Origin of the sequence: Corynebacterium sp. HMSC065H09, assembly GCF_001812845.1 — a bacterium.
Taxonomy (GTDB): Bacteria; Actinomycetota; Actinomycetes; order Mycobacteriales; family Mycobacteriaceae; genus Corynebacterium; species Corynebacterium jeikeium_D.
The window spans coordinates 158,814-181,463 of the sequence record NZ_KV810592.1 but is presented as its reverse complement, the minus strand read 5'-3'; the positions used below and the strand labels follow the sequence as shown (position 1 = coordinate 181,463).

The following is a 22,650-nucleotide window of genomic DNA, read 5'->3' as shown; positions in this document are numbered from 1 at the left end:
CCACTCCCCTGAACAGGGTCATACACCACCACAAAAGGGCCGCGACCCCTGCACGAGTAGAGTTGCACACTCTCCGCCCCAGTCTTATCGATGCAATATTCACTTGTCGATGCGCTATAGCGTGGCCATAAGTGAACAGCGCATCGACAAGTGACAGGGTGGGGAGGATACCGTGCGCATAAGTGCCGGACAGCCGTCGATAAGTGACGAAAAATCGTCGATAAGTGAAGGAAAATCATCGATAAGTGCCAGGAAATTGGCCATACGTGCGAGGGTGTCGCTAGGGACAACACGAGGGACGGATGCGAGGGACACCGCAAGGGGGGGGGCGGACACCAAGAGCGGATGGGGCATGCTGCGAAGGTAGGATGCCAGGCAATCACGCCCGTTGAACCAGAAATGTGTCGCAACTTAATGACATGTGACAAAGTTCATAAACATTGATGCGTGGGAGGATAATTCACTCATCTGTAATCGTTCTCAAAAAGTATCAATTGTGCATGTCGAAGTAGTTATTACGGGCAACTTATTGACGGAAATTGGGCTCTGTCGCTGTGACCGTCGTAAAGCAGAAATGGCGTGCTGAAAACTGCGTAAACGCCCCCTACGCTGTGGTTTTTCCGTATGGTGGTACGACATACCCCTCGGAAATGGCGCCTCGAGAGCCCGCGCCGAGGCGTTTTGATTGATTCTGGAGAGCATGCATCTGGAATAACTTAAGCCCAGCCGCCGCATAGGGTGGCCGATGAACATTAAGAAGGATTTGAGCATTCTTGACTAACGAAAACGCTGCCAACCCAGAAAACTCAACTCGCATTGATTTTCTCTACCTCAGCGAACCTGACATGGTTGAAGCTGGTGTCACGGATTTCGCCAAGTGTGTTGAGACCATGGAAGAAACCCTGATTCTGCTGGCCGACGGCGACTACCGGATGGCCGGCGCTTCCGCTAACTCCCACGGTGCCCAGATCAACTTCCCGGATAACCCAATCCATGAGGGTATGCCGGCAAATGGCCCTGACCGTCGTTTCATGGCAATGCCCGCTTACCTCGGTGGTCGCTTCAACGGCGCAGGTGTGAAGTGGTACGGCTCCAATGCCGATAACCGCCAGAACGACCTGCCACGTTCGATCCACCTGTTCATTCTCAACGATGCAATTACGGGTGCCCCGAAGGCTGTCATGTCGGCAAACCTCCTGTCGGCATACCGCACTGGCGCTGTTCCGGGTGTCGGCGTCAAGCACCTTGCCGTCGAAGACGCCGAGGTCGTTGGCATCATTGGCCCGGGTGTTATGAGCCGCACCATTCTCGGCTCTGCCATGTCGCAGCGTCCGGGCATCAAGAAGGTCAAGGTCAAGGGCCGCTCCCAGGCTTCGACCCAGAAGGCTGTCGATTGGATTAAGGACGAGTTCCCACAGCTTGAAGAGGTCCGTATCGTCGAGACCGAAGAAGAGGCCATCCGCGACTCCGACATCCTCATCGCCGGCACCTCGACTTCCTCCGATGGCCCGTCCGGTTTCCCGTACTTCAAGAAGGAGTACCTGAAGCCCGGCGCGCTGCTGCTCATGCCAGCCGCTGCACGCCTCGACGACGACTTCGTGCGTTCCGACGACTGCAACCTCGTCGTTGACTACACCGGCCTGTACGAAGAGTGGTTCAACGAGAACGGCCCAGACGTGACCTATGAGCGCTTGCTCGGTATTCCGGGTAACCGCTGGTGGGACATGAAGGAAGAGGGCACTCTTCCCGCCGAGAAGCTTGTCAACATCGGCGATATCGCTTCCGGTAAGGCCCCGGGTCGCCAGAACGACGAGGAAATCTTCTGCTACTCCATCGGAGGCATGCCAGTCGAGGACGTCGCCTGGGCCACCGATGTCTACGACAACGCCCTGGCAAAGGGCATCGGCACCAAGCTGAACCTGTGGGATGTTCCGCTGCTGAAGTAATAGTGACCAGTAAGTTCGACAACACGATTAGTAAGCTCAACAAGCTAGACGCGAAGTAGGCGAGTTTTACCAATGGGTAAGTTCAAACCCAGCAGTGACCAGACAACTCCGGAAGGAATCCAACGATACATCCGGGACAATGACATTCGCTGGGTAGACGTCCAGTTCACCGACGTTCCCGGCATCGAACAGCACCTAACCGTTCCGGTATCCGAGTTTGATGAGGACTCCGCTTACGAGGGCCTTGCCTTCGACGGATCGTCCATTGCGGGTTACACCTCGGTGGATAACTCCGACATGATGCTGCTGCCCGACCTGGACACGGCTTTCATCGACCCGTTCCGCAAATCGAAGACGCTGAACATGAAGTTCTTCGTCCATGACCCGCACACCCGCGAGCCATTTAGCCGCGACCCGCGCAATATTGCCCGTAAGGCCGAGAACTACCTGAACGAACTGGGCTTCGCCGATACCTGTAATTTTGGCGCTGAGGCAGAGTTCTACATCTTCGACTCCGTCCGCTACGACTCCAGTTCAAACAAGTCATTCCACGAGGTGGACTCGGTTGAGGGCTGGTGGAACTCCGGTGTGAAGGTAAACCCGGACGGATCGCGCAACCTCGGCCACAAGGTGCGCACCAAAGGCGGCTACTTCCCTACTGCTCCGTATGACCACATGCAGGATCTTCGTGACGAAATCGGCGAGCACCTGCAGGATGTTGGCTTCCATGTTGAGCGCTCCCACCACGAGATGGGCTCCGGCGGTCAGCAGGAGATTAACTATCGTTTCAATACCCTGCTGCACGCCGCCGATGACATGCAGACTTTCAAGTACGTGGTGAAGAACACCGCCAAGTTCAACCAGAAGTCCGCTACCTTCATGCCGAAGCCGTTGGCCGGCGATGGCGGCTCTGGTATGCACATCCACCAGTCACTGTGGAAGGATGGCAAGCCACTATTCCACGATGAAAACGGTTACGGTGGCCTGTCCGACATGGCGCGCTACTACATTGGCGGCATCTTGAAGCACGCCGGTGCAGTCCTGGCTTTCACCAACCCGACAATGAACAGCTACCACCGCCTGGTTCCGGGATTCGAGGCTCCCGTCAACTTGGTCTACAGCCAGGAGAACCGCTCGGCCGCCATCCGAATCCCGATTACCGGCGCAAACCCGAAGGCCAAGCGCATCGAGTTCCGCGCTCCGGACCCGTCGGGCAACCCGTACTTGGCTTTCACCGCCGCAATGATGGCTGGTCTCGACGGCATCAAGAACCGCATCGAGCCTGGCAAGCCGATTGACAAGGATCTCTACGAGCTGCCACCAGAGGAACTCAAGGACGTCCCCACCGTCCCGCATTCGCTGGAGGGTGCGCTGAAGGCGCTGGAAGAGGACCACGAGTTCCTGCTTGCCGGCGATGTCTTCACACAGGATCTCATCGACGCGCATATCCGCTACAAGTTCGAGCAGGAGATTATGCCGGCACGTCTGCGCCCGACGACGCAGGAGTTCGAGCTCTACTACGACTGCTAGCATTCGCCCCGTAAAGCTCGCTTGACGACGCCCACACCGCTACCCCACCTAACCGTCTTGGGGTAGCGGTGTTTTTAGCTGGGGCATACTTTTTAGTCGGCACATTTAGTAGAGCTAGCACCACTGCGAACTAGACGGATCAGGGCTACCCTTGATTGTTATGAACAACAAGTCACTGACCCGTTCCACCAATAACAAAATGGTTGCAGGTGTGCTCGGTGGGTTCGCTGAGTATTTCAACTGGGATGCGACTTTGCTGCGCGTTATATTTGTCGCGTCTTTCCTGATGCCTGGTCCGCAGTTTCTTCTCTACCTCGCAGCATGGATTATCATGCCGAAGGAAACTTACGTATAAGCGCGGTCGACCGAAAAATACCTAAATAGCCATACCTTGGAGTATTTATCTAATGAGCGACGCCGCTCCCGAAAAACCCACCAAGAAAATTTACCGCTCGCGTAATGACCGCCTCCTCGGTGGCGTCCTCGCAGGAATCGCGGAAAGCCAAGGCTGGGATATCACTTTCACACGAATGGTCTACATCATCCTTCCCTGCGTTGGATCGATGATTGGCTGGAAGATTAGCGCTGGATTCCTAGCTCTTTACCTCTTAGCCTGGTTCGTCCTGCCAGATGGCGAGTACACGCTTGACGACGATGCCCGCGGCTCCAACCACGCAGAGAAAGAAAATAAGCAATAAACGTCAAGCTTAATAAGATTGATACCTTTCCGTTACTCGCAACGCCCTCACCAGCACTATTCCAATTTCGCAATCACGCAAATTCGGTAACAAATAGAGCATAGAGCGCACAGATTCGCGCCATTTGACTTGCACAGGCCCCAGAATTACCTAGTGTTCTTTCTGTACGGCTTTGAAGCCACACCATCTTCGAATGTCCGATATTCAAAAGAATTGTCAATTTCTCTTTGAATTTAATTCGGACAAATAGTGGAAGATGCCAATAATTGAATAGGTAACTTAGTTAGCTCTCAAGAAAGTGGTTTTGAAATGCAGAACAAGAAGATGACCCGTATCGCTACCGCAATCGTTGGCTCCGCCGCTCTTCTCGGCGGCCTGGCTGCATGTTCTTCCGATGACGCACAGGATGCTGCTAACAACGCCAAGGATCAGGCGGGCCAGGTAGCAACCGACGCCACTGATAAGGCTGGCGACGCTATGGACGGAGCTAAGGACAAGGCTGGCGAGGCTGCTGATGGCGCTAAGGACAAGGCTAACGAGGCTATGAACGGTCTGGGGCTGGGCGACGCTGCTGGCGAGGATGTGGCAGAGGCTGACCTGCCTGAGTCCATCACCGAGGCAGCTTCTTCCTTCACCTCCCCGTACGATTCTGAGGCTGGCGAGTTCAAGTCCGCTAAGAAGGTCGGCGACGCGGTTGCCGCTGAATACGAGAACGTCACCTTCGTTGAGTCCCCAGAGACTAATGGTGCACAGCCGCTGATCGGTAAGATTCGCGAGACCTGGGTTGCCAACGGTGCACTGGAAAACGAGATTGGTCTGCCGACCGCACCGGAGTCGGAGATTGAAAACGGCTGGGAGCAGCCGTTCACTAAGGACACCATGAAGTGGACCTCTGAGGACGGCCAGAACTACTCCGACTCCTACGAGAACAAGTAGTTCGACACGAACCGAAAGATTTTGAGCGTGCCGGTTGGCACGCTCTTTTTCTTTCCCCCTAACTAGTCAAGCTCCTCTTCCCCCCCCCTAGTCAAAAACGCCAGAGGCACCGCGCCGATGTGCGCCAACAATGTTGATATCGACAATCCCCACGGCAGCCATTGATGCAAAGACCGTGGTGGGGCCTACGAACTTAAAACCAGCTTTCTTCAATGCCTTGGCAAGCGCCTTGGACTCCTCGGAGTAGCTGGGCACCTCTTCGATTGAACGTGGCTCGGGAGACTTCTCCGGTTTAAACGACCACATCAACTCGGCTAAGCCGCCGTTTTCACGCAGAGCAATCGTCGCCGCGGCGTTATTGATTACCGCGGTAATCTTCCTGTGATTCCGAATGATTCGTTCATCATTCATCAATCTTTCGACATCTTCGTCATCGAAATCAGCAACCGCATCGGGGTCGAAGTTCGCGAAGGCTTCCTGAAACGCGGGCCGCTTCTTCAGCACTGTCTCCCACGACAACCCCGCCTGAAATACCTCCAGGCTGAGCCGTTCGAATAGTCCTTGCTCATCGCGCACCGGCATCCCCCACTCGGTGTCGTAGTACTCTCTCAGCAGCTCACTGTGAGCAGCCCATGCCGGTCGAGCCAATCCATCCTCACCGATGATGAGCCCATTGTTTTCCGTGTAGTCCGATCCAATTTTCATCAGTCTTTCCAATCCCCCAATTCCGGTTTGACTTAGCTGAGCACCGCAGGTCTTAATTCTTATGCTTGTGTTGACGCCCAACCAGAGCGCCATACACCAGATCCAGCGTCGGCGTTTCCACTTTCGCCTTCTGCCCCATCCGGCGGATTGCGCCAATCTGGGCATCGAGCTCATTGGTAAGTCCCGCGGTGTAGTCGCGCTGCATCGACGAGGTGTTGTCGTACCCTTGAGCATCAGTAAAGGCCAAGGTCCGCGACACGATGTCCTCTGGCAGCGCAACGCCGCAGGCTCGACCGACTGCCTCGGTTTCTTCAAACATCCGCGTCAAGCTGTCGCGCATTTCCGAACGCAAGTAACCAATCGGACTATCAGCCAGGGCACCTAGGGCACCGAGGTTAGCCACGAACATCGCTTTTGCCCAGATATCGACCCAGATATCCGGGAGCTGTTCGCCACCGAGCCCAGCCATGTGCAATGCCTCGATAACTGCCCCGACCAGGTCATTAGTGGAGTCATCGAATGTGCCGATGTTCAGGCTCATCGGTCCTGGTCGGAAGGTGACTTCTGCCGGGCCAGTGTGGATAAAGAAACCGCGGATAACACCCGGGAACACCTTGTCCTCACCGAACCGCCCCGCTGCCAAATAAGGGATTTCCACCGAGTTATGGGTGGTCACCACTGCTGCACCAGCCGGAACTTGCGGGAAAGGATCGTTGCCCGGCAGCGCCTTGGTCGCCGCAATCACAACATCGACGTCGACGCCATCGGCAGTGAGTTCACCCCAATTGTCGGCTGCTTTGACGGGGATAATGCTGCGTTCCCCGTGCTCGTCGATAAGCGTGAGCCCCACCTCACGAAGACGTGTCAGGGTCTCGCCGCGGGCGAGAAAGACGACATCATAACCCGCTTGCACGAGGCGACCGCCAAACCAGCCGCCGACAGCTCCTACACCTAAAACTCCAATCCTCATAGCTGCCACCTTACGACTTCCGCACTGAGCGCGAAATAGGTTGCATGCGGTTGTCCACAGGCAATCCAGGCTATCCCCAAATGTGAAATTTGAGCTTGAATTACTACCTTGTCAAAACTATGTAAAGCGGAGTAGGGTCGAAGTTAATAGATATCAACCCAGGGTTGTTACTCTTTTGAGGCAAGACCTGAGGCCCACAGTTTGTGGTGCCTCGGGTCTTTTTGCGTTTAACGGCCCTGCTTACTGTGAAGGAAGGTCACGATGGGGTCGTCAAAAGATTCCAGCGCGAGGGCAATAGTTGAAAACCTCGGTGGACCCGGAAACATCACAAGCATGACGCACTGTGCGACGCGTCTGCGTTTTGAACTCGGTGATGTCTCCAAGATCAACGAGGACAAGATTGACAAGGTGCCGGGCGTACTCGGTGTCGTTCACCAGGGCGATAACCGCTACCAGGTCATCTGTGGCGGTGGCGTCGAATCGATGTACACGGCAATTAAGCATCTACCGGAAATGAAGGGTGCCGGCGCAGTCGCCACTAAGTCCGACGCAGACGTTAAGGCAGAAGCTCGCTCGAAGGCACGCGGCAAGTACTCCTGGCTGGACAATTTCTTCGAGTACCTCTCGGATTCCTTCCGCCCAATCCTGGGCGTGCTGTTGGGTGCATCGCTGATTATCGCGATTGCCGCGGTACTCGACGGCCTGAACATCGTCGACTTCCGCGCTGAGGATAAGTCCGCCACCTGGATTTTCGTCGATGCCATGTGGCGCAGCGTCTTCTACTTCCTGCCAATCATGGTCGCCTACAACGCAGCGAAGAAGCTGCGGGTAGATCCATGGCTGGGCGCAGCCATCATGGCTGCCCTAATGACGCCGGAGTTTATGAGTCTGCAGGATACCGATCGCTTCTCGGACACCATCAAGACAGTCAACGAGGAACTCGGTACCGAAACTTTCACCGCCAACATCTTCGGCCTGCCAATGCAGCTCAATGACTACGGCGGACAGGTCTTTGTACCGCTGATCATGGTCGCCATCCTGGCAGTGGTCTACCACGGTTTGAAGAAGATCTTCCCGGAGAATGTGCAGATGGTCTTCGTGCCGTTTATCTCCATGCTGATCATGATTCCGCTAACGGCCTTCCTCATCGGCCCGCTGGGCATCTGGCTTGGTAACGGCATCGGCTCCGGCCTGGCATGGATGAACTCGAACGCACCGTTTGTGTTCGCAATTCTCATCCCGATGCTCTACCCGTTCCTCGTACCGCTTGGCCTGCACTGGCCACTGAATGCGCTGATGCTGGTCAATATCCAGACTCTCGGCTACGACTTCATCCAAGGCCCGATGGGTGCCTGGAACTTCGCCTGCTTCGGAGCAACTGCCGGTGTGCTGGTTCTTTCCATGCGCGACCACGACACTCAGATGCGCCAAACTGCAACGGGGGCACTCGCTGCCGGTCTCTTCGGTGGTATCTCCGAGCCGTCCCTCTACGGTATTCACCTGCGCTTCAAGCGGATTTACCCGCGCATGCTGCTCGGCTGTTTCGCCGGCGGTCTGACTATCGCCATCCTGTCGGCTCCGTTCGGTGGTGTGACAACCAACGCCTTCGTCTTCACCTCCCTCATCACCACTGTCGTGTTCAAACCGATGTGGGTCTACCTGATTTCCGTCGCCGTGGCATTCTTCGTCGCCATGTTCGCCATCATTCTCACCGACTACCGCACGCCGGAAGAGAAGGCTGAGGCCGAGGCCGCACGCGCCGCAGAGCTTGACGACGAACCCAGCGACGCCACCCCACACGCTGCCACCAGTGGCTCCGATTCGGCTCCAGCTGAGGCTTCCGGTGACGCTGGTACCAACGCCGAGGCTGCCGCACCGGCTGCTGCGGCAGCTGGCGCCGGTGGTGTCGCAACTGCCGTTGATACCAAGCCTGTACAGGTGCAGGCCCCGGTTGCCGGTGAGGTTGTCAGCCTTGCCGAGGCCGGCGACGCGGTCTTTGCCTCCGGTGCTCTCGGTGACGGTGTCGGTATCAAGCCAACCAGTTCTACCGTGGTCGCACCCGTATCGGGCACGTTGATGACTGTGGCAAAGACCGGTCACGCCTTCGGTATTAAGACCGATGACGGTGTAGAGGTACTCGTCCACGTCGGTATCGACACGGTCAAGATGGCCGGTGAAGGCTTCGATGTCCAGGTTTCCAAGAAGCAGCACGTCGAGGCCGGCGATGTACTTGCCGAGGTCGATTTCGACAAGGTCAAGGAAGCTGGTTACCCAACCACGACACTGATGACCATCACCAATACCAAGAAGCTAACCAAGGTTTCCCCGGTCACCGGCATCTCTGTCCAAGCCGGCGACATGGTCATCGAAGTTCAGCCATAATTGATTTCTAGAAGGCATACCGGCCTGAAATCCCTCAACTTATGGAGGAGTTCACGGTTACCGACATGGAAATCCTGAGAGTATTCAATAACAACGTGGTCCTGGCCAAGGACGCGACCGGCGAGAAAATCATCACCGGCCGCGGCATTGGCTTCAAGGCCCGCCCGGGGAAGCCGGTTGATTCGAGCAAAGTTGTTCGCATCTTTGTCCCAGCGGAAGGCCGTGATCCGGACCATATTGCCACGATGCTCACAGAAATTCCGCTGGCTCACATGACTCTTGTGACCGATGCGGTAACCGCAGCCGGCCTGCCGGAATCGATGACGAAGAACGCTTCCCTCCTTGTGGCGTTAGCCGATCACATTGGTTTCGCCATCATGAGGGCAGCTAACGGGCAGCGAGCAGATTACCCGCTGCTCGCGGAAGTCAGCCAACTTTATAGTGAAGAATACGCGCAGGCGCAGGCGATTTTGTCGCATATCAATCGCGCTCTCAATGACCGTCGTATAGCACCATTGCCCCGTTCCGAAGCAGTGGCTATTACGTTGCACCTGGTCAACGCCGGGTTTGCCACGGGTGATTTGAGCTTCACCTACACCATGACGGGCGTCCTGCAGCAGCTGCTCACAATCATTGAAAGTGATTTTGGCATCACGCTGGAGCCAGAGACTGTCAATGTGGGGCGCTTCATCACACACCTGCGCTACCTGTTCGTCCGGATTGCCAAGCATGAGCAGTTGAAAGATCACTCCTCCGCTATTGGCCAGGCCATCCGTGACTCCGCCCCAGAGGCGTTTCGCTGCGCACAGCGTATTTCCGCAGTCATTGAACTGCGTCTGGGGTCGGGGTTGACGGAAGACGAAGTTTCCTACCTCACCCTGCACATTGCACGCATTGTGCAGGCAGCGGCTGTATCTCCCACCGCCTCCAGGGCTTCCCGGAGCGTGCGCGACGTTGATGCTAAGCAAGCACCAGCGGTGGGGTGTACAGGCACTGTGCCTGAGTCAGAAAATTTCACATATTCGACCCGAAAGGATTCAACCATGATTACTCGTACCGCTACCATCGGTTCCTCCGTAGGCCTGCACGCTCGCCCGGCTTCCCTGTTCACTCAGGCTGCTGCTGAGTACGACTACGACATTGTCATTTCCCTTGACGACGAAGAGGCCGATGCCGCCTCGATCCTGGAGGTCATGACCCTCGGCGCTAAGCACGGCGACGAAGTCACGCTGAGCTGCGAGGACGACTCCGCAGCTGCAGCTCTGGACGAGCTTGCAGCCATGCTCGAGCGCGACCTTGATGCCGAGTAAGCCCAGCTAGAACGCTCCTGGATAACACCACGGCACACCACGACCGACGAGTATCCCCGCAGAGGTCCCGAAAAGGAGATCGGAAGCAATGAACGAGCAGCACACTGTCATCTATGGCATCGGTGTCTCGACCGGTACGGCCAGCGCTGAAGTAGTAAAGGTACTCCCCGCCCCGGGAGTTGATACTCAAGAGCCGTCGTCGACCGATCCCGTCGCCGATGGTGAGCGCGTCCGCGCGGCGATGGCCAACGTCGCAGAGTCGCTGAAGAAGCAGGCTGAGCACTCCAGCCCGCAGGCACGCCCGATTCTGGAGGCCACTGCGCAACTGGCTTCCGATAGGGCGCTCGCCAAGGCCGTGGTGAAGAAACTCAAGGCAGGCTCCGGCATCACCCAGGCCGTTCACGATGCCGTTGAAGACTACGCGCAGCTCCTAACCAGTCTCGGTGGCTACATGGCTGAACGTGTCACCGACCTCTACGATGTTCGCGACCGCACAATTTGCGAGCTGCGTGGCCTGCCAAAACCGGGCGTCCCGGATGTTTCCACCCCAACTATTCTGCTTGCCGACGATCTCGCGCCCGCCGAAACCGTGGGTCTTGACCCCGAGTTTGTCGTAGGCATTGCCACCGCCGGTGGCGGGCCGACCAGTCACACGGCTATCCTCGCAGCACAGCTGGGCATTCCAGCCGTCGTTAAGGCGAAGGGCGTCATGGAACTCGAGGCCGGTACCTTCGTCGCCATTGACGGCGGCGCCGGTGAGGTAATTGCGAATCCGACCGCCGATGAGGTCGCCGCGTTAGAAGAGCGCGCTCGACGCCGGGAAGCAGCCCTGGCACAGTCTGTGGGCGCAGGCAAGACCGCTGATGGGTACCCCGTGAATCTGCTGGCCAACATTGGTACGGCGGAAGATGGTGAGTCTGCAGCAGCGCAAGATAATGAGGGCACCGGCCTGTTCCGTACTGAGTTCCTTTTCCTCGACCGCGACAAGGCTCCGAGTTTGGAGGAACAAACGGAAACCTACACTCGTGTGCTGAAGGCATTCGGTGAGCGACGCGTGGTTGTGCGCACGCTGGATGCGGGTGCGGATAAGCCGCTGAGCTTTGCCGACCTAGGCGAGGAAGAAAACCCGGCGCTGGGTCGCCGCGGACTGCGCCTGTCGCAGGCTCGGGAAGATTTGCTGGATACGCAGCTGGATGCACTCGCCGCTGCGTTTGACGCCACCGGGCGCAAGGCTGACCTACGGGTTATGGCTCCGATGATCGCAACGGTCGAAGAAACAAAGTGGTTTGCGGACAAAGCGCGTGAGCGTGGCCTGCCGAAGGTCGGCATCATGATTGAGGTCCCCGCAGCAGCGATTCGTGCGAAGCAGCTGCTGTCCATTGTGGACTTTGCCTCCATTGGTACTAACGACTTGTCGCAGTACACTATGGCGGCCGACCGTATGCAGGGGGCTCTGGCGGATCTCCTATCGCCATGGCAGCCGGCTGTGCTGCAAATGATTAAGTCCGCATGCAAGGGCGGCAATGCTACCGGCAAGCCCATTAGTGTCTGCGGTGAAGCCGGCGGTGACCCGCTGCTGGCACTGGTCCTGGTGGGCCTCGGCGTGAGCTCGCTGTCCATGGCTTCCAAGAAGGTGCCGGCCGTCCGCGCCGCTCTCCGCCTCCACGACCGCGCTACCTGCCAGCAGATGGCAGCATACGCTGTCGATGCCGAAACTGCGGCCGATGCGAAGGCCGCAGTGACCGCGCTGGTGGATCCGAAGGTGAAGGATCTGCTGTAGAGCGACGGAATTAGCACTAAGCCTGGCGTACACACGCTGTCAGCGTAAACGTGTGCGCCAGGCTCTTTCTCTTATGTTCGCTGCCCCATCACAGGCAGCAAATTTTCTGGGAAATTTCTTGATTTTCCCTCTCTCGAACGCCCCATTAGGATAAATAGAGTGCCTTCGTCGGCACCACCAACGCCGTCGAAGCCCCTTAATAATTCAAATAAAGACGGATCATACAAGCCGCAACTTAATTCACGCATCAGGCTCCACCCAGCCCGTGAAAATTCACAATTTCACATTAAGAGTGTCAGTTTTCGACATCGTGGCCTTTCATCTACATGGGCACACGAACTGCAATTGCGCTGCTGTAACGGGCGTTTGCGCCACCGCAGCACCGGCAACAATGGCATCGCCACAGCAGCTTGCAGCATCGCCCTTGACCTTACGGGCGACACTAATTTAGAAAGAACACAATTCTCATGACCAAGTCGAGCGGAGTGGAGTCCCCGAAGTCTTTCGCTTCCATTATCGTTGTTACAGCTCTCATGCTGTTTTCGATGTTCTTCGGCGCGGGCAACCTCATCTTCCCGCCGAAGCTCGGAGTGGATTCCGGTACCAATTTTGGCCCCTCAATCACCGGCTTCCTGCTCACCGGTGTGGCGTTGCCAGTTCTGGCCATCATCGCTATCGCCATTTCAGGCAACAACCTGCGTGACCTAGCGTTCCGCGCGGGCCGCATCTTTTCCTTGGGCTTCCCGGTAATCGCATACCTTTCCATCGGTGCTTTCTACGCTCTGCCGCGTACCGGTGCCGTGTCGTACGAAACCGGTGTCCAGCCGATTTTCGGCAGTGATTCACTGGCCGTCGCTGCGGCCTTCTACTTTGTTTTCTTCGGTATCGCCTTAGCACTTGCGTGGAATCCGAATGAAATTGTGTCCAAACTGGGCAAGATTCTCACCCCGGCTTTGCTGATTCTCTTGGTTGTATTGGTTGGAATGTCGGCATTCAAATTCGATGCCGCTCCGGCTGCGCCAATTGAGAAGTACTCCTCTACCCCATTTGCCTCCGGCCTGGTCGAGGGCTACCTCACCATGGACTCCATCGCCGGCCTGGCATTCGGCATTATTGTGATTTCCGCCCTGCGCGTCAGCGGTGTCCCAGAAGGCAAGCGCATGGTTCGCGGAACCATGACCGCAGGACTGTTCGCCGGCATTTTGCTCGCCATCATCTACTTGGGTCTGGGCTATGTCGGCCAGGTGCTGCCGAATGCCGCCTCCTTCGATAACGGCTCGGGCATTCTCGCAGAGGCTTCCAAGCTGGCCATGGGCCAGGTCGGACAGATTGTCTTCGGCCTCATCGTTCTGCTCGCATGTATGACCACGGCTGTCGGCCTAATTGCCGCCACCAGTGAGTTCTTCAACCTGCTGCTTCCGGGCATCAGTTACAAGGCCTGGGCCATTATCTTCACGGTCATGTCCTTCGTAATGGCAACACAGGGGCTGTCTCAGGTACTGGCGATTGCCGCGCCGATCATCACCTTTATTTACCCGCCGGCTATCACTCTGATTGCACTGACTCTTCTCGACCCGGTCATTTCCTACTCCTTCAAGCTGCATTACACCTACCGCCTGGGCGTCTGGGTTGCCACCATCTGGTCGGGTATCTCAGTACTCTCCGGTTTGGGTGTCGGTGGTTCTGCTTTGGCGGACTTCCTCAGTCTCGTACCTGGTCAGAGCATCGAGTTCGGATGGTTCCTGCCGACTCTGGCAGCGACGGTGATCGGATACGCAATTGACGTCGTCACGCGAAAGCAGCGCGCAAATCGCCCGGCGAGTGTGCTTGCCGACGAGACCGTTACAGAAGAGGTAGCCGAAAAGGCGTAAAACCACACCCGGTTATTTGCGTTGCATAACGTAAATACCGCACGCTAGAGAAGTAAATTCCATCCGAACAAGGATTGACTATGAGTACCCGAATGCGTTTTACGCAAACGCTCCTATTCCGCGTTATTGTCGCGATTATTCTGGGCATTGTCTGCAGCTTTTTCTTCCCGGAATGGCTGGCTCGAATTTTTGTCACTTTCAATGGCCTCTTTGGTAACTTCCTGGGCTTCTTTATCCCGGTGCTGATTTTTGCCCTCATCACGCCGGCGATTGCCAGCCTGGGCCGCGGCGCCGGAAAGTGGCTGGGTATTACCACTGCTATCGCCTACGGCTCGACGGTGTTTTCAGGCTTGCTGGCCTACGCCGCCACCCAGGGGCTCTACCCTTGGCTGCTCGGCGCTGATCAGGCCGGCACATCGGTGGATATTGATGAGGGCGCGCTGGAGAGCTTCTTCAATGTGGAGATGCCACCGCCGTTTGACGTCATGACCGCCCTGTTGCTGGCTTTCACGGTCGGTGTGGCGATGACCACCGTGAAGTCGGACTCGCTCTACCGCGGTGCGACGCAGCTGCGCGACGTGATTATGAAGATCATCTCGGCGTTTATCATCCCGCTGCTGCCGATTTACATCTTTGGCATGTTCCTGTCTATGGGCATGAACGGCAACCTGACCACGACGCTGTCGATGTTCTTCAAGGTGCTGCTTCTGGCAGTCATCGGCACCGTGCTCCTGTTGGCAATCCAGTTCTCCATCGCTGGCGCCATCGCTGGCCGCAGCCCGTGGACGTCCCTGAAGAACATGCTGCCGGCTTACGCCACCGCACTCGGTACCTCCTCCTCGGCCGCTACCATTCCGGTGACTTACAAGGCCGCGCTGAAGAATGGTGTCTCGGAGAAGGTCGCTGGCTTTACCGTGCCGCTGTGCGCAACCATCCACCTGGCCGGTTCGATGATGAAGATCACGCTGTTCGCGTTTGCGGTGATGTTCATGGCGGACAAGCCGCTTTCGCCGGGCATGGCCATCGGCTTCATTCTCACTTTGGGTATCACCATGATTGCGGCTCCGGGCGTTCCGGGTGGCGCAATTATGGCCGCGGTCGGTGTGCTGCAGTCCATGCTGGGCTTCGATCAGGAGCAGGTCGCTTTGATGATTGCCGCCTACATCGCCATCGACTCCTTCGGTACCGCATGTAATGTCACTGGTGACGGTGCAATTGCCATGATTGTTAACCGCTTTGCCAAGGATGATGTCATCGACCGTTCCGAAGAGCTCAGCTTCGACGCTGAAGAGGCCAATTCCGCATCTTCCACAACCGAGGCCTAACTGGCTTCGGTGCATATGTAAAAATTAAAGAAAACATCCACCGGTCAACCCCGTCGCAATCTTTCAAAAGGCCTTCTTATGGGCCGATGCGGCGGGTGTTGGCATACATGTAAGGGGCCCGCCTTGGACTTCATTTCGACTCGCGACCCAGAGCGCACGCCGCACAAGTTCTCAGACATTCTCCTGGGAGGTCTCGCTAACGACGGTGGCCTCTACCTGCCGGTCGAGTACCCACAGGTTGACGATGCCACTTTGACGCGTTGGCGCTCCGTGCTTGTCGACGACGGTTACGCAGCCTTGGCTGCAGAGGTCGTCAGCCTTTTTGTGGACGACATTCCACTGGAGGATTTGCGCGGTATCTGTGCACGGGCGTACACCTACCCGAAGTTCTCCGATCCGGATATTGTGCCGGTGACGAAGCTGGAAGATCAGCTCTACATCGGTCACTTGTCCATGGGCCCCACAGCGGCATTCAAGGATATGGCGATGCAGCTGCTCGGTGAGTTCTTCGAGTATGAGCTGGCTCGTCGTGGCGAGACCCTGAACATCCTCGGCGCCACCTCTGGTGACACGGGTTCCTCGGCCGAGTATGCAATGCGCGGCCGTGAGGGAATCAGCGTGTTCATGCTAACTCCGGCTGGTCGAATGACCGCGTTCCAGCAGGCTCAGATGTTTGGTCTGCAGGATGCCAACATTCACAACGTCGCCCTCGACGGTGTCTTCGACGATTGCCAGGACATCGTTAAGGCCGTCTCCGGTGACTTGGAGTACAAGGCCAGCCGCCACATTGGTGCAGTCAACTCGATTAACTGGGCTCGCCTGATGGCTCAGATCGTGTACTACGTCTCCTCGTGGATTCGTGTCACTGGCGGCAACGGTGCTGAGGCGAACAACGCGCAGAAGGTCAGCTTCAGTGTGCCGACCGGCAACTTCGGTGATATTTGCGCCGGCCATATTGCGCGCCAGATGGGTGTGCCAATTGACCGCCTGATTGTGGCTACCAATGAAAACGATGTCTTGGATGAGTTCTTCCGCACGGGTGCCTACCGCGTGCGCAGCGCTGCGGAGACGCAGGCTACCTCTTCCCCATCGATGGATATCTCCCGCGCGTCTAACTTTGAGCGTTTCATCTTCGATCTGCTGGGGCGCGATGCTGAGCGCACTGCAGACCTCTTTGGTGTCAAGGTCAAGGAGGGCGGCTTCTCGCTTACTGCTGATCCAATCTTCCCAGAGGCTTCTGCCCAGTACGGTTTCCTCTCCGGTCGCTCGACTCACGCTGACCGCGTCGAGACCATCAAGGACTGCTGGGAGCGCCTAGAGGTCATGGTCGATCCGCACACCGCTGACGGTATTCACGTCGCCCGCGGCCTGGTAGACCAGGTATCCACCCCAATCGTCTGCCTGGAGACCGCCCTGCCGGTAAAGTTCTCCGAGACCATCCTGGAGGCCACCGGACGCGAGCCGGATTGCCCGGAGCGTTTCGCGGACATCATGAATGCCCCGCGCCGCGTTACCGAGCTGCCGAATGATGTCGATGTGGTGAAGAAGTTCATCGACGACAACGTGGCTTAAAACCGGGCATAGCCCAACGTCACCCCCATCCGCGCAGCAGCGATGTGGAATAGTGCCCTCTTTTTTAAGGGCAAACGGCATTATCTTGGGCTATAGGGCTGTTATTACCCCCGTGATTACCTCACAATTGTTCACATGAGTTTCACTCGAGTTAATAGCCGTCCTATGCCCCACGCGCCCGCATCTTCCCCGCAGGAAGGTTCCCAAAAGACAACCACGGTCTCGCGGGCGCTGGCCGACACACTGGCTCAGCACTGCGACCACTGCTTCGGTCTCATCGGCAACGCGAACTCCCACTTCACGTCAGCCCTTACTGAATCGGGATTCGGCTACTCCTCCGTCCGACACGAATCGGCTGCTGTCGGGGCCGCCGATGCCTTCCACCGCGCAGGCGGAGGGCTAGCCATCGCGACCGCCACTTGCGGCGCAGGATTCACCAATGCGCTAACCACTCTGGCCGAGGCTCGGGTAGCCCGTATTCCGCTGATTTTTGTCGTCGGCACGCACCCGGAACGCCCACGTCCCTTTGACCTTAATCAGGCGGCGCTCCTCGACGCCCTCGACGTCTGTCATCGCACCGTTACTCCCGAGTCCGCGCTTGACGACGCAAACTTTGCGGTCCAGCACGCACTGAGTTCTCGGCAGCCTGTCGTGCTGCTGCTCCCCTATGACATCCAAGAAGCACCGATTACGGCATCTGCGTCTGAAACACAGTCGACTAATCAGGAGCATCTGCACACCGGCCGACCAGAATGGTTGGAGTCAACTGTCGCGTCGCTGGCCGAGGAACTGCAAACTGCCCGTCGCCCACTCATTATTGCTGGTAGAGGTGTGTTGCTCTCTGGTACCGCAGATCTAGTTCGCCGCATCGGGGACGGTGCGGGGGCACTGTTTATGCACTCAGCGATGGCTCGTCATGTGCTTTCCAGTCCGTGGCAGATTGGCACCGTGGGCGGTTTTGCGCACGCGTGGCAGGTGGAGCTAGCTCGACAGGCCGATGTGGTGCTGTTCCTGGGAGCAAGCTTCAACGCTTTCCAAAACCGTGGCGGCAACATGTTTGCACCGGACGCGAAGATTATCCAGGTTGTCGACGAGCCCCATCCCGCTGCTCAGCCGTCGGTGACACCGCTATTGGCTAAGTTGGAGGAACTTCTGCCCGTACTGGCAGAGCAGCTGGAGAAGTCCCGGGGGTCGTCGTCAAGCACATGGCGTGCGGAGTTGAAGACACTGCCGACGACAGCGGAGGTCGAGTCGCTGACGTGCGCGGATGGCCGGTTGGATCCGCGGGCGTGCCTGCAGTATCTGAATCGTATCCTGCCCAATCAGCGCGCTGTGTGTACTGACGGTGGCCATTTCCTGGGGTGGGTTCCGAAATATCTTGATGTGCCTGGTCCGCAGCAGCAAGTGATTGTGGGCACGGCGATTCAGTCAATTGGTTTGGGCATGGGGTCACTTGTCGGCCTCGCGGCGGCACGCCCCAAGGACTATTGCGTGCTAGTCGCCGGTGACGGTGGCGGCACGATGGGTATTGCGGATTTACCTGCGGCGATTGAGCAGCTGCGGCGTGGTCGTGGCGGTTGCGTGGTGTTCATTAACGATGCTGCCTATGGCGCGGAGCTGCACCAGTTTGGCGATGTCGGGTTGGACACCTCGTCCATGGAGATTGCCGACTACGACTTCGCCGCAGTCGGACGTGCCTATGGCGCTCACGGTTTCAGTGTCGGCGAACCTGAGGACTTTGCCCAACTCGACGCCTACTTCCATGACGTTTCCAACTCCGATGAGGCTTCCGTTGCCGTAATTGATTTCAAGGTCTCACGGCTGGTGGTCGCGGACTTCGTAAAGGAAGTTCTGGCTAAGGCACAAAGGTAGTTTGCCGCAGGCATGATCGGGGCCATCTAGGCCCCGGTGCGACCCCTCTTCAGGCCGGTTGGTTGATGGGGTCTACAATGTGGCGAGTGGTAAAGCAGCGTAACGGTAAAGATCAGATTTCATCAACAGATCAGCCCGCCACCGCAGTGGCAAAGGACCCGCGCGAGCATGTCACTGGTCGCGCGATTGCCGTCTGGCTGGCGGCGCTGATTACCTACATCGTTGCCATCGTCGGCCGCACCTCCATGGGTGTCGCTGGCGTCGAGGCGCTCGATCGCTTCCATATCAACGCCTCCCAACTCGCGCTGTTCACCGCCGTGCAGGTTGGCGTCTACGCCCTGGCGCAGATTCCGACGGGCATCATCATTGACCGCGTCGGCGCCAAGAAAACGATGGTCGTGGGCGCACTGATCATGGCACTGGGCCAGGTCATCATTGCGTTCACGACATCGTATCCGCTGGCTGTCATTGCTCGTGTGTTCATCGGCGCCGGCGATGCCACCGCATTCCTCGGTGCTATGCGGCTGCTTCCCGCGTGGTTCCCACTGCGCGTCACTCCGCTGTTCACGCAGCTCACGGCTGGTCTTGGCCAGCTCGGCCAGTTCATCTCTGCGGTCCCGTTCCTCGCGATTCTGCACGCCGCGGGGTGGGTGCCCGCGTTCTTGTCGCTGAGCACCGCGGGTCTTCTCATCGCTATCGTAGGCATGATCGCGCTTGCCGACGTCCCGGAGAACTCCTCCACAGCCAAGATGTCACTTCGTAAACGCCGCGCCGCCGAGAAGGCCGCGAAAACGGCTGCCGATGGCGGAGCCTCTGCCGCAGCCGATGAGAAACTAACTATCGGCCAGACTCTGAAGATTGTGACCACTCACCCGGTGTGCTGGCAGGGTTTCTTCACTCACTGGACTGGTTTGATGCATCAGTGCATCTTCACATTGCTGTGGGGCATGCCTCTGATGATGCTAGGTATGGGTCTTAAGCCCTCCGAGGCCAGTGTGGTGCTGGTCGTTAACACGCTGTCAGTAATTATCGCCGGGCCGTTGATGGGCATGGTCTCGGCACGCACCGGCCGCGACCGTATCAAGGTTGTTGTCGCAATCGCGTTTATCAACATGGCCGTCTGGATTGTGTTCCTGGCACCGAGCAACCCACCAGCGTACTGGGCAATTATTGTAGTCAACATCCTAATGGCCGGTCTTGGTGCAATGTCCAACTTCGGCTTTGACTCAGTGCGCGAAGAGGTCGATCGCAAGGTACTCGCCACCGGCACTGGGTTGGCGAATATGGGCGGTTTTGTGGCCACCATGCTCGCTGCACAAGGTGTCGGCTTCCTGCTGGATATTGCAGCTCCCGATGGAAATTACACCTGGGAGACCTTCCGCATTGGCTGGTTGGCTGTCGTCGGTGTGTGGGTGATCGGTTTCGTTGGCCTGCTGGTGGCAAAGCGTGCGGCGGCACGCTTTGTCGCCCAGCAGAGCCGTTTTGAGCTGGAACCTACGGAGTAGGAACTACAGGAAGTCGAGAGACGGAGCGGCTAGAACAGCGAAAGCTGCTCTGGTCCTTCCAGTCCCTCCGAGTCATCCGAGTCCTCCGCTTGCTCGGAGGAGTCTGCGTGGCCGCTATCCTCCATGCGTTCGCTGCCATCAGTCTGAGCACCATGGGAAACGCGCTCACCGGTGTCAGTTTCGGGGGCTGAGTTCTCCGGGACGTCGTCAAGCGAAGGCGTTGCTGCTACGGCCTCACGCTCATACATTTCCTGCAGCTTCTCGGTCTTGGTAATACGGACTAGCTCGGCGTAGATGACCAGCTTCATAGAACTATTGACCAGTGGCCCCAGCTGGGAAAACAGGACATCGACGTCGCCGTCAACCGCGAGGCAAGCGCGACGCAGGCTCTCCTCGGAAATAATCCAGCGAGAAGTTTCAGCGCAGGTTTCGCGGTCGCCGATGAAGTCCAACGCGAGGGCAACCTGGTTGCTGGCGACGCCATCCAATGTGGCAGCCAGGCGCTCGTTAGGTGCGGCATCCTTGAACAGGCGGGCAATCTGGACTGCCTCCGCCGTCGGCACCTGACCAGCGGCATACTCAGCGATGAGTTCGGCCATGCGCTGAGCACCGACGTGCTGATCAGTCAGCCAGATGTCGTGCAAGGCATACATGATGGCCATGGCCTGCCAGGAGGCGTGCCCATGGTAGAGAATGCCCAAGATGCCGGCCTGCTCCAGTAGCCAACCGACCATCGCTTCCCCATCGGCGCCATTGCGAGCGCAGAGGTTGTCGACATTCCAAGCCATATGCCCTTCGACGCAGCAGCCATAGAACTTCTGATCTTCCTCCAGCTGCGCGGCCAGTGACACTACTTCACGCGCGGCATACGGGTAGCCGTAGGCAAGGGTGGCATGCGACAAATCATCGACACCCATGGTCACCCACGGAAACTCGCCGTGCCACGGACCGCGACCAACGAGGAAGCCCGCCGCGAGATACGCCCATCGAGTCGAGGCATCAGCGTTGTACCAGTACTGCAGTGCGCGCGGCGTCGGATGCCCGCTGTCAGCGTGAATCAATCCCGCGTTGACCAGCATCTCCACAATCCAGGGCGCCGCGAAAGCACTCGCCCCTATTGAGGCTGCGAAGTCCTGAATCCACAGCAGGCTCGATTCCTCATACATGTGCAACGGGTCCTTCAGGCGCCCGTCGCCGCTGCCCGCAGCATCCATAAACGCCGAAGCAAACGCCACCGCAGCCACCGAAGCTTCGGTCAATTCCTTTGACTCCAGCGTTGCCGGGAAAGACTCCGTCGGATGCGGCTTACGAATCGACCACATGTCGCCCTTGAGCGCCAACGCGACTGCGCCCACCAGGCGGGCAACCACTGTCGATTCGTTGCGTGCTTCCGATTCTTGCTCAAATGTCGGTATCGCCGGTTCTTCTAGCACAGTCAGCAGCAGACGCTCTTCGGCCCAGCGCACCGCGTCGGCACGTAGTTCAGACCACATATAGGAGGGCAAGTACTTCTCGTCGGTTGCCATCCAGCGCAGCTCATTGCGAATATCCACCGGAGCTGTCATCACCAGAGCCCGCACCTTCACCGGATCGCAGAGGAAGCCTGCAATGTGCTCCACCTGGCGAGCCTGCACATTCCGCACCGTTAAATCGCTGGCGTTCAGAGCTCGCGATGTGCCCTCTCCCGGCGCGTTATCCGGCTCCAGCCCCATGCGCTCCATACGGCGACTCAGCACATCCGCTGGCATATTCGCCACCAAGTCGGCGACGCGGAAACTGAGGCTCGGTTCCGCCGGGAACACCTCCGAAATATGTGGTGGCACATGCCACACGCCCGCCGGTTCCTCCCACACGAGCCCCTGGCGCTGGCCACGGCGTAGCACATGCTCAAGCTGCTGCTTGCCGACGCGACGACGCTTGCGGTCAACGCCCTTCGGCGTATCGTGCGCCATCACGTCCGCATCCGATGCCCAATAAGCCACTTCTGTGAGGGTATCCAGCGATGCGGAATCCTCCAGAATATGAACCAATTGGGCCACATCGAGAACATCGGGATCACAAAAAGACAGCGCCGTATGCGCTGAATCCTGTGACATCAGCAATTCCACCGCCTCTTGTCCAGCAGCTGAGGTGTCAGCTGCTGGACACGTGCGGCTCAATAAAAAACGCAGGTCAGTGCCATCTAGGTTGAGAATGAAATCCTCATACCTAGGGCGTACCGAGTAATCGACGTTGCGTTCCATAGCCC

At 57.7% G+C, this 22,650-nt stretch carries 16 protein-coding genes and 1 pseudogene; 14 read left to right on the top strand and 3 right to left on the bottom strand.

Annotated features, from left to right (window positions below):
- The first annotated feature begins 773 nt into the window (after positions 1–773).
- The 5 genes from HMPREF2878_RS08275 to HMPREF2878_RS08255 all read left to right on the top strand — a co-directional run bounded on the left by HMPREF2878_RS08275 (position 774) and on the right by HMPREF2878_RS08255 (position 5,110).
- Complete coding sequence (locus tag HMPREF2878_RS08275) at positions 774–1,946, top strand: ornithine cyclodeaminase family protein (RefSeq protein ID WP_070605658.1); 1,173 nt, start codon at positions 774–776, stop codon at positions 1,944–1,946.
- Between the two features lie 72 nt (positions 1,947–2,018).
- Positions 2,019–3,476, top strand: coding sequence for a type I glutamate--ammonia ligase (gene glnA / locus HMPREF2878_RS08270; protein WP_048732579.1), 1,458 nt, complete (start codon positions 2,019–2,021; stop codon positions 3,474–3,476).
- Positions 3,477–3,636: 160 nt separating this feature from the next.
- Complete coding sequence (locus HMPREF2878_RS08265) at positions 3,637–3,831, top strand: PspC domain-containing protein (protein ID WP_048732581.1); 195 nt, start codon at positions 3,637–3,639, stop codon at positions 3,829–3,831.
- A gap of 52 nt (positions 3,832–3,883) precedes the next feature.
- Entirely contained in the window at positions 3,884–4,174 is a 291-nt protein-coding gene (locus HMPREF2878_RS08260) for a PspC domain-containing protein (RefSeq protein WP_070600876.1), read from the top strand.
- A gap of 309 nt (positions 4,175–4,483) precedes the next feature.
- Entirely contained in the window at positions 4,484–5,110 is a 627-nt protein-coding gene (locus HMPREF2878_RS08255; RefSeq protein ID WP_049192899.1) for a hypothetical protein, read from the top strand.
- Between the two features lie 87 nt (positions 5,111–5,197).
- Here the strand turns inward: HMPREF2878_RS08255 and HMPREF2878_RS08250 are convergent, their stop codons facing one another.
- Both HMPREF2878_RS08250 and HMPREF2878_RS08245 read right to left on the bottom strand, forming a co-directional pair.
- Positions 5,198–5,815, bottom strand: a complete 618-nt coding sequence (locus tag HMPREF2878_RS08250) for a DNA-3-methyladenine glycosylase I (RefSeq protein WP_016423053.1) — start codon at positions 5,813–5,815, stop codon at positions 5,198–5,200.
- Positions 5,816–5,867: 52 nt separating this feature from the next.
- Complete coding sequence (locus HMPREF2878_RS08245) at positions 5,868–6,785, bottom strand: 2-dehydropantoate 2-reductase (RefSeq protein WP_049189583.1); 918 nt, start codon at positions 6,783–6,785, stop codon at positions 5,868–5,870.
- Positions 6,786–7,046: 261 nt separating this feature from the next.
- Between HMPREF2878_RS08245 and HMPREF2878_RS08240 the strand changes: the two genes are divergently transcribed.
- The 9 genes and pseudogenes from HMPREF2878_RS08240 to HMPREF2878_RS08205 all read left to right on the top strand — a co-directional run bounded on the left by HMPREF2878_RS08240 (position 7,047) and on the right by HMPREF2878_RS08205 (position 20,402).
- Positions 7,047–9,167, top strand: a complete 2,121-nt coding sequence (locus tag HMPREF2878_RS08240; RefSeq protein ID WP_016423055.1) for a glucose PTS transporter subunit IIA — start codon at positions 7,047–7,049, stop codon at positions 9,165–9,167.
- 41 nt (positions 9,168–9,208) lie between these two features.
- Positions 9,209–10,048 (top strand): annotated as a pseudogene (locus tag HMPREF2878_RS11535) (PRD domain-containing protein); the annotation flags it as partial.
- Between the two features lie 162 nt (positions 10,049–10,210).
- Positions 10,211–10,477: an HPr family phosphocarrier protein gene (locus HMPREF2878_RS11530; protein ID WP_224433282.1), complete on the top strand. Its 267-nt coding sequence runs from the start codon at positions 10,211–10,213 to the stop codon at positions 10,475–10,477.
- An 88-nt stretch (positions 10,478–10,565) separates the two neighbouring features.
- The gene (ptsP, locus tag HMPREF2878_RS08230) at positions 10,566–12,257 is read left to right on the top strand and encodes a phosphoenolpyruvate--protein phosphotransferase (RefSeq protein ID WP_070653252.1); all 1,692 of its coding nucleotides are present in this window, start codon (positions 10,566–10,568) and stop codon (positions 12,255–12,257) included.
- 467 nt (positions 12,258–12,724) lie between these two features.
- Positions 12,725–14,128 (top strand): branched-chain amino acid transport system II carrier protein, encoded by a 1,404-nt coding sequence (gene brnQ / locus HMPREF2878_RS08225; RefSeq protein ID WP_070429143.1) that lies wholly within the window; start codon positions 12,725–12,727, stop codon positions 14,126–14,128.
- 80 nt (positions 14,129–14,208) lie between these two features.
- Positions 14,209–15,453: a dicarboxylate/amino acid:cation symporter gene (locus tag HMPREF2878_RS08220; RefSeq protein WP_070653250.1), complete on the top strand. Its 1,245-nt coding sequence runs from the start codon at positions 14,209–14,211 to the stop codon at positions 15,451–15,453.
- A 123-nt stretch (positions 15,454–15,576) separates the two neighbouring features.
- Positions 15,577–17,025 carry a threonine synthase gene (gene thrC / locus HMPREF2878_RS08215; protein WP_049189589.1) on the top strand — a complete coding sequence of 483 codons (1,449 nt, stop codon included), beginning with the start codon at positions 15,577–15,579 and terminating at the stop codon, positions 17,023–17,025.
- Between the two features lie 135 nt (positions 17,026–17,160).
- Positions 17,161–18,897 (top strand): thiamine pyrophosphate-binding protein, encoded by a 1,737-nt coding sequence (locus tag HMPREF2878_RS08210; protein ID WP_224783788.1) that lies wholly within the window; start codon positions 17,161–17,163, stop codon positions 18,895–18,897.
- A gap of 77 nt (positions 18,898–18,974) precedes the next feature.
- Complete coding sequence (locus HMPREF2878_RS08205) at positions 18,975–20,402, top strand: MFS transporter (RefSeq protein WP_070653248.1); 1,428 nt, start codon at positions 18,975–18,977, stop codon at positions 20,400–20,402.
- A gap of 29 nt (positions 20,403–20,431) precedes the next feature.
- Here the strand turns inward: HMPREF2878_RS08205 and HMPREF2878_RS08200 are convergent, their stop codons facing one another.
- Positions 20,432–22,645, bottom strand: coding sequence for a hypothetical protein (locus tag HMPREF2878_RS08200; protein ID WP_070549799.1), 2,214 nt, complete (start codon positions 22,643–22,645; stop codon positions 20,432–20,434).
- Positions 22,646–22,650 lie beyond the last annotated feature (5 nt).

What these genes read in the sequence shown, in the direction of transcription:
- glnA (WP_048732579.1), top strand. Translation starts at nt 2,019, where the DNA reads ATGGGTAAGTTCAAACCCAGCAGTGACCAGACAACTCCGGAAGGAATC.
- HMPREF2878_RS08265 (WP_048732581.1), top strand. Translation starts at nt 3,637, where the DNA reads ATGAACAACAAGTCACTGACCCGTTCCACCAATAACAAAATGGTTGCA.
- HMPREF2878_RS08260 (WP_070600876.1), top strand. Translation starts at nt 3,884, where the DNA reads ATGAGCGACGCCGCTCCCGAAAAACCCACCAAGAAAATTTACCGCTCG.
- HMPREF2878_RS08255 (WP_049192899.1), top strand. Translation starts at nt 4,484, where the DNA reads ATGCAGAACAAGAAGATGACCCGTATCGCTACCGCAATCGTTGGCTCC.
- HMPREF2878_RS08250 (WP_016423053.1), bottom strand. Translation starts at nt 5,815, where the DNA reads ATGAAAATTGGATCGGACTACACGGAAAACAATGGGCTCATCATCGGT.
- HMPREF2878_RS08245 (WP_049189583.1), bottom strand. Translation starts at nt 6,785, where the DNA reads ATGAGGATTGGAGTTTTAGGTGTAGGAGCTGTCGGCGGCTGGTTTGGC.
- HMPREF2878_RS08240 (WP_016423055.1), top strand. Translation starts at nt 7,047, where the DNA reads ATGGGGTCGTCAAAAGATTCCAGCGCGAGGGCAATAGTTGAAAACCTC.
- HMPREF2878_RS11530 (WP_224433282.1), top strand. Translation starts at nt 10,211, where the DNA reads ATGATTACTCGTACCGCTACCATCGGTTCCTCCGTAGGCCTGCACGCT.
- ptsP (WP_070653252.1), top strand. Translation starts at nt 10,566, where the DNA reads ATGAACGAGCAGCACACTGTCATCTATGGCATCGGTGTCTCGACCGGT.
- brnQ (WP_070429143.1), top strand. Translation starts at nt 12,725, where the DNA reads ATGACCAAGTCGAGCGGAGTGGAGTCCCCGAAGTCTTTCGCTTCCATT.
- HMPREF2878_RS08220 (WP_070653250.1), top strand. Translation starts at nt 14,209, where the DNA reads ATGAGTACCCGAATGCGTTTTACGCAAACGCTCCTATTCCGCGTTATT.
- HMPREF2878_RS08210 (WP_224783788.1), top strand. Translation starts at nt 17,161, where the DNA reads ATGAGTTTCACTCGAGTTAATAGCCGTCCTATGCCCCACGCGCCCGCA.
- HMPREF2878_RS08205 (WP_070653248.1), top strand. Translation starts at nt 18,975, where the DNA reads ATGTGGCGAGTGGTAAAGCAGCGTAACGGTAAAGATCAGATTTCATCA.
- HMPREF2878_RS08200 (WP_070549799.1), bottom strand. Translation starts at nt 22,645, where the DNA reads ATGGAACGCAACGTCGATTACTCGGTACGCCCTAGGTATGAGGATTTC.